The sequence below is a fragment of the Alcanivorax sp. HI0083 genome, assembly GCF_001635175.1.
In genome coordinates this window covers 1-6,304 of record NZ_LWFX01001190.1, presented here as the reverse complement: position 1 = coordinate 6,304, position 6,304 = coordinate 1, and the positions used below count along the sequence as shown (strand labels likewise).

The following is a 6,304-nucleotide window of genomic DNA, read 5'->3' as shown; positions in this document are numbered from 1 at the left end:
GTATTACATCGGCTGGTGAATACGCTGGATGCCATGTGGGGCTACCGCACCGAGCGGTTCGAACGGTTTGGAAAACCGGCGGCGCGGCTGGATGATCTGCTTGCCTGGCTGCCCTCGCGGCTGACGGCGCTGAGCTATGCGCTGGTGGGCGGGTTGCACGGGCGCTGCCGGTTGGCGTTGCGCTGCTGGCGGCAACAGGCCGCTGCCTGTGACAGCCCCAATGCGGGCCCGGTGATGGCTGCCGGCGCTGGCGCGTTGGGGGTGCAGCTGGGCGGCGGTGCGCCGTATCACGGCGGCTGGAAAGACAAACCGTTGCTGGGTGAAGGCCGCACAGCAGATGCGGACAGTATCGATGCGGCCATTGTGCTGGTGCGGCGTAGCCTGGTGCTGTGGCTGGTGGTGCTCATCGCGGGGGCGTTGCTGTGAGTGTGTCCCCGCAAGGCTTGGAGCACGGTGGGCGCCTGAATCAGGCGGTACGGCAGTGGGGCATTCCCCGCAGTGACTGGCTGGATCTGTCCACCGGCATCAGCCCGTATGGTTATCCCGTGCCGGCCATTCCTGAGTCGGTCTGGTTGCGCCTCCCGGAAGAAGATGACGGCCTGGACGCGGTGGCGCGTGATTGGTTGGGGCTGCCTGCGGGTGCCGGTTGCCTGCCGGTGGCGGGGAGCCAGGCAGCGCTGCAAACCTTGCCGGCCCTGCGATCGCCCTGCCGGGTAGGCGTTTTGGCGCCGGCCTACGCCGAGCATGCCCGCGCCTGGCAACAGGGTGGTCATGAGGTGGTGTTGCTTGGTGTGGAGGAGGCTGAGGTGACGCTGCCGAGGCTGGACGTGCTGGTGTGCGTGAACCCGAATAATCCCACCGGAACCTTGTTGCCGGCCGCCACACTGCGGTGCTGGCACCAGCAGCTGGCCGCCCGCGGTGGCTGGCTGGTGGTGGATGAGGCCTTTGTGGATGCCAGCAACGGCAAGTCGTTGGTGGGGGAGGCGCATCAGGCCGGCCTGATTGTGCTGCGGTCGTTGGGAAAGTTCTTTGGCCTTGCCGGATTACGCGCCGGGTTGATGGTCGCTGAACCGGCGCTGTGCCACGACTTGCAGCAGGCATTGGGGCCTTGGGCCATGAGCCACCCGGCGCGGTATGTGATGGCGCAGGCGATTCAGGATCAGGCCTGGCAGCAACAGCAGCGCCAGCGGTTGCGTGAGGATCGCCAGCGCCTGGATGGGTTGCTGAGCGCCGCCGGGCTGTCCCCCCAGGGAGACAGTGACCTGTTTGCCTGGTGCCCGGGCGACCAGTCGCGGGTGTGCTTCGAAGTGTTGGCAAGACAGGGCGTGCTGGTGCGGTATTTTGCCGAGCCAGCGGCCTTGCGGTTTGGTTTGGCAGGGGGCGAGGCGCAATGGGAGCGTTTGCGCTACGCTCTGTCTGCGTTGGCTTGAGAGTTTACTCAAGCCAACGTGAGCCCCTTTCATAAACGTTTTTGTGTTTGCTTGTTCCCCCGGCCATTGGTATTTTCGCGCCACCTTCCGGTGCCTTCCCTGAACGCAGGGCGGGTTAAACGGGAAGTCGGTGAGAGTCCCTGGCTCTAAATCCGACGCTGCCCCCGCAACGGTGATTGAGTGAACGACAGTCGAAACGCCACTGTGCTTTTGCATGGGAAGGCGACTGTCGAGAGGTTGCTCCTCGCTCATCAGCCCGGAGACCGGCCAGAAGGTAAGGAAGTCCGCTGCGGCTTCCAACCAGGTGTTGCGGTGGGCGATGCGGGGTGGGTTGGCGCGATGGCGCCTGTCTCCCTGTGCTTGTTCTGCTGCGGCTAAATCCAGGCCGTGCGGGTGGCACGGCAGAGGGGGATCTTCCAATGTTGTTTCGTTCCGTTGCGGCCTGCGCCGCGATGTCTTTGTCTGTGTGGCCGCTGTTTGCCTATGCCGAGCCCGCACAGTCCGATGATTCTGCTGCCCTGCAGGTTTCCATGCTCGATCCGGTGGTGGTCACGCCCACGTTGACCAGCCGCACTACGGAGGCTTCGTTGTCGTCGGTGACGGTGATCGATGAAAAGCAATTGCGTGAGCGTCAGCCGCAGGACATGACCGAGATGCTGCGTGGGCAACCCGGGGTGGATATCACCGGTAACGGCGCCTTCGGGAAAGCCACCAGCGTGTACCTGCGAGGAACCGGCAGCAGTTCCACATTGCTGATGGTCGATGGGGTGCGGTTGCGTTCCGCCACCGCCGGCAGCCCCTCCTGGCAGTTTTTGCCCACCACCCTGATTGACCGTATCGAAATCGTGCGTGGCCCCCGTGGCAGCCTGTATGGCGCCGATGCGGTGGGTGGCGTGGTTCAGGTCTTTACCCCGGGTGCCCGCCATCTGAACAATGAACAAAGCGGCTGGATGGAATTGGGTGGTGGTTCCTTCAATAGTCGCCGGGTCGCCGCCGGTGCCCAGGGCGAGCAGGATGGCACGCGCTATAACGTGGCCGTGGACCGCTTCGATACCGATGGCACGGAAATCCGTGAAGGCAGCGAAGATCGCGGTTACGACAATACCTCTGCGGTGGCTCGCCTGACCTACCGTTTTGATAACGACGCGGAAATCGGCGTGTTCGGTTTTCGCGCGGCGGGCAGTACCGAATTTGAAGGCAGTACCCCCGAGCAGGAAAAGGTGACTGACTACGCCATGCAGATCGCCGGAGTGAAAGGGCAACTGTGGGTGACGGAAAACTGGCTGAGCAAACTGATTCTCAGCGATGCCCGTGACGACAATGAAAACTTCACCGACGGGGACCGGGACAGTATCTTCAACACCCGCAGCCGGGCAGCGAACTGGCAGAACGTTTTTGCCCTGGGGGATCACCAGCTGGTGGTAGGTGCCGATTACTTGCAGGACCTGGTGGACAGCACCACGTTGTATTCAGAAGAGGAGCGTGAAAACACCGCCGGTTTTGCCCAGCTGTTGCTGAACTTTGGTGCATTCGATGTGCAGGCCAGCGGCCGCTACGATGACAACGAAGCCTACGGCAGTGAAACCACCGGTGGTCTGGCGTTGGGCTACAAGCTGGATGCGCATCACCGGATACGGGCCAGCTATGGCACCGCCTTCCGCGCACCGACGTTCAATGACTTGTACTTCCCGGGCTTTGGTAATGATCAACTAGACCCTGAAAGTTCAAAAAGCACCGAAGTGGGCGCAAGAGGCCAGTACCGGTATTGGTACTGGGACATTGCGGCCTACCAGACCGACGTGGATGACCTGATTGCCTATGCCTTGCAAGGGGGGCGTTACGCACCGTTCAATGTGAACCGGGCGCGTATTCGGGGTGCCGAAGTGGCCGTTGGGTTGGATATCAACCAGTGGCGTGCCGGCGCGGCCTTTACGGCTCAGGATCCGCAAGACCGGGACACCGGTTTGGTGCTGCAGCGTCAGTCCCAGCGCAGTTTCCGTTTTGACCTGGACCGGGCCCTGGGCGAGTTTTCCCTGGGCGGTAGTGTGGTGCTACAGGGCCACCGTTATAACGATGCCGATAACGACGTGCGGCTGTCCGGTTTTGGTCTGCTGGATTTGCGGGCGGGCTGGAATTTCGCGCCCAACTGGTCCACACGTCTGGCGGTGAAAAACGTGCTCGACAAGGAATACACCACCGCACAGAACTTTGGTGGGTGGAACTATATGAACGCAGGGCGTTCGGTAATGTTGAGCCTGCGCTACGATAGGTAGTGCAGAGGTTCTCAACATCAGATGGAGTGAGTGGATGCGAGTATTACGCTGGGGGTTGTTGTTGCCGATGCTGGCCCTGTTTCATACGGCAATGGCGGCGGTGTGTGTCACCGACGATACCCAGCGCGAGCTCTGTCTGGAAAAACCGGCCAGCCGCATCGTGGCTTTGTCCCCCGGTGCCACCGAATTGCTGTTTGCGGCGGGCGCGGGCGGACAAATGGTCGGGGCGGTGAGTTTTAGTGATTACCCGCCAGCGGCGAAAAAGTTACCGCGGGTAGGCAGCTACAAGCGCCTGGATCTGGAGGCGGTGTTGGCGCTGAAGCCGGACCTGATTGTGGCCTGGCACAGTGGCAATCCGTTGCCCCAGGTGGAGCGTCTGCAGGCCCTGGGTCTACCGGTGTATTACAGCGAACCGCGCCGGTTTGCGGATGTGGGTACCACGCTGGAGCGGTTTGCCCGGCTGGCGGGGACGGAACAGGTTGGGCAGGGCGCGGCGGATGCGTTCCGTGCCGGCATTGATGCCCTGCGTGAACGTTACGCCGATGCGTCAAAAATCAGTGTGTTCTACCAGGTGTGGGAAGAGCCATTGATGACGGTGAATCGTGAGCATCTGATCAGTGAAGCGATTCAGATATGTGGCGGCGTAAACGTGTTTGCCGATCTGCCCACGCTGGCGCCGCGTATCAGCAAGGAGTCGGTGCTGGAGAAAAACCCGCAGGCCATCGTTGCGGGCGGCATGGGCGAAGATAATCCCGGTTGGCTGGACCCCTGGCGGCAATTTGCCACCTTGCAAGCGGTGAAAAACGACAATCTGTTTTTTGTCGCGCCCTCCACATTGCAGCGGCCCACGCCGCAAATGCTGACCGGTGCCCGTACCTTGTGTCGGCATCTGGACTCTGCCCGTGCCCGTCAGTAAGCAGCGGGCAATTCCCGCCCTGTTGGGACTGGCCAGTCTTGGGCTGTTGGCGTTATTGCTGTCGGTGGCGGTGGGCAGTGTGTCGATTTCGCTGCAGGACCTGTGGGCGGTAGCCACCGGCGGCGGCAGTGAACTGTACCGGGAGCTGATTGTGTCGCTGCGGATGCCCCGTGCGTTGGCAGCCTTTTCTACCGGGGGGTTGTTGGCGTTGGCCGGTGCCCTGATGCAGGTACTGTTGCGCAATCCGCTGGCGGATCCCTATGTGTTGGGTATTTCCGGTGGTGCGGCCGTTGGTGCGCTGGGGGCCATGCTGGTTGCTGGTGGGCTGGCGCTGGTGTCCGGTTCAGCGTTTGCCGGCGCCCTGTTGTCCACCTTGCTGGTATTTGGGCTGGCGCAAGGTGGTGGCGGCTGGACTCCCACGCGCCTGTTGCTGACCGGCGTGGTGGTGGCAGCCGGCTGGGGCGCGGTGATTACGTTCATGTTGACCATGAGTCCGGCGGATCGGCTGCCGGGCATGCTGTATTGGCTGATGGGTGATTTGAGTTATGCCCGTGCGCCCTATGGGGCCTGGCTGGTATTGATTCCGGCGGTGCTGCTCACACTGCCGCTGGGGCGCAGTCTTAATGTGCTGGCGCGGGGGCCGTTGCAGGCGGCGGCGCTGGGCATTGCGGTAAAGCCGCTGGAGTGGCTGGTGTATATCCTCGCCAGCCTGCTGACCGCGGTGGCGGTGACCACGGCGGGCAGTGTGGGCTTTGTCGGATTGATTGTGCCGCACATGCTGCGCCTGTTACTGGGCAATGATCAGCGCATCATCCTGCCCGCCAGTGTGCTGGCCGGCGGCACCCTGCTGACCGTGGCCGATACCCTGGCGCGCACGGTGATGGCGCCGGAGCAGTTGCCGGTGGGGGTGATTACTGCCCTGTTGGGGGTGCCCACTTTCCTGTTTTTGCTGCATCGAAACCGCTGATGGATTGGCAAAGGCATTGCCCGGAACCTGTGTCACCAAACGGAGAGCGCCATGGCGGTGCTGGACATTGAAAATCTGATTGTCGATATCCCGGGCCGTGCGGATGGTGAGCCTCTTGGTTTGCAGGTGAAATCCGGCCAGCGTTGGGGCGTATTGGGGCCGAACGGGGCGGGCAAAACGTCATTGCTGCATACCCTGGCGGGGTTGCGGCCACCCCGACGTGGCCGGGTAAGTCTTAACGGGGAGCCCTTGGAAAATCTGTCGCGGCGCCAGATTGCCCGGCAGGTGGCGGTGGTGTTCCAGGAGCGGCAGGACAGCTTCCCTGCCACGGTTATGGAGACCGTGCTGATTGGTCGCCACCCTTTTTTGTCTGCCTGGCAACGCGAGAGCGCCGAGGATATTCGTTTCGCTCAAGAGGCCTTGTCTGCGTTGTCGCTAAACCTGCTCAAGGATCGCCTGGTGAGTACCTTGTCCGGCGGCGAGCGGCAGCGGGTGTCCATTGCCACGGCGCTGACCCAGCAACCAACGATCTGGCTGGCGGATGAGCCCACCAACCATCTGGACTTGCATCATCAGGTAGCCGTTATGGAATTGTTGAATCAACAGGCGGATAACGGTGCGGCGGTGTTTATGTGCCTGCACGATCTGAACCTGGCCGCCCGCTGGTGTGATCACCTGCTATTGCTCTATCCGGACGGCGAGCTGTGCTTCGGCCCGG

General features: G+C 62.3%; 6 protein-coding genes and 1 riboswitch. All 6 genes read left to right on the top strand.

What is annotated here, in order from left to right; genetic code table 11:
• A partial coding sequence (locus A3754_RS17210; protein ID WP_197468697.1) for a cobalamin biosynthesis protein occupies window positions 1-426 on the top strand: 426 nt, incomplete at its 5' end.
• Window positions 423-1,430, top strand: a complete 1,008-nt coding sequence (gene cobD, locus A3754_RS17205) for a threonine-phosphate decarboxylase CobD (protein ID WP_063520680.1) — start codon at window positions 423-425, stop codon at window positions 1,428-1,430. The genes A3754_RS17210 and cobD, both read left to right, overlap by 4 nt.
• Window positions 1,431-1,501: 71 nt before the next feature.
• A riboswitch (cobalamin riboswitch) is annotated at window positions 1,502-1,717 on the top strand.
• Between the two features lie 165 nt (window positions 1,718-1,882).
• Window positions 1,883-3,703, top strand: a complete 1,821-nt coding sequence (locus A3754_RS17200; RefSeq protein WP_082872344.1) for a TonB-dependent receptor domain-containing protein — start codon at window positions 1,883-1,885, stop codon at window positions 3,701-3,703.
• 34 nt (window positions 3,704-3,737) lie between these two features.
• Entirely contained in the window at window positions 3,738-4,619 is an 882-nt protein-coding gene (locus tag A3754_RS17195; RefSeq protein WP_063520678.1) for a cobalamin-binding protein, read from the top strand.
• The gene (locus A3754_RS17190) at window positions 4,606-5,586 is read left to right on the top strand and encodes an iron ABC transporter permease (RefSeq protein ID WP_082872342.1); all 981 of its coding nucleotides are present in this window, start codon (window positions 4,606-4,608) and stop codon (window positions 5,584-5,586) included. Before A3754_RS17195 ends, A3754_RS17190 begins: the two co-directional genes overlap by 14 nt.
• Window positions 5,587-5,637: 51 nt before the next feature.
• The coding region (locus A3754_RS17185) for an ABC transporter ATP-binding protein (RefSeq protein WP_063520677.1) at window positions 5,638-6,304 on the top strand (667 nt) is incomplete at its 3' end.

What these genes read in the sequence shown, in the direction of transcription:
- A3754_RS17200 (WP_082872344.1), top strand. Translation starts at nt 1,883, where the DNA reads ATGTCTTTGTCTGTGTGGCCGCTGTTTGCCTATGCCGAGCCCGCACAG.
- A3754_RS17195 (WP_063520678.1), top strand. Translation starts at nt 3,738, where the DNA reads ATGCGAGTATTACGCTGGGGGTTGTTGTTGCCGATGCTGGCCCTGTTT.